The following is a 676-nucleotide window of genomic DNA, read 5'->3' on the forward strand; positions in this document are numbered from 1 at the left end:
CATCAAGGAAGAAAATGAAATACTCATTGCTTGAAGGCGCTCGTGTAGAGGCCACTCCAAAAGCACGTGGTGTTTGCAGTTTTTGTGGTTCCCAGACCGTCGCTAAATGCGGGAACCATGTCGTCTGGCATTGGGCTCATAAACGTTTGGACAATTGCGATCCGTGGTGGGAAACGGAAACGGCATGGCATCGCAATTGGAAGAATATGTTCCCAACCGAGTGGCAGGAAGTTGTGTTGCAAGCGTCCTCAGGGGAGCGACATATAGCAGATGTCCGAACGCCTTCAGGGATGGTTATCGAGTTTCAGAGATCGACAATACATCCTGAAGAGGTCATCGCGAGGCAAAACTACTATCAAAATATGATCTGGGTGATCGATGGCACGCGAACTGAGTTCGACAGGTACAACTTCAGAATGGGTTTGTCAAAAGTGTCGGAGAATGGACTGGCTTCATTTAGCTGGCATTCCCGCAGCAAGCTTTTTGCTCGCTGGTGGGTTTCCAAACCCGTGTTCATCGACTTCGGCCCCGATTTTGGTATATGGCGCGTCTTAAGATTCGATCCGACTCAAAAACGTGGAGTGGTGGCTTACACACCCAAGGAAAAGCTGGTCGAATGGATCACCAACGGCACCACCGATTTTAGCTTCAACGGAGGCCCGGCCTCTGATACATC

General features: G+C 50.0%; 1 protein-coding gene. It reads left to right on the forward strand.

The genetic code is table 11. From position 1 onward, the window contains the following. Window positions 1–14 precede the first annotated feature (14 nt). Window positions 15–676 (forward strand): competence protein CoiA (locus HX807_RS31420; protein ID WP_177052201.1); only part of this gene is annotated, 662 nt, incomplete at its 3' end.

It is taken from the genome of Pseudomonas sp. D8002 (assembly GCF_013385695.1).
Lineage (GTDB): Bacteria > Pseudomonadota > Gammaproteobacteria > Pseudomonadales > Pseudomonadaceae > Aquipseudomonas.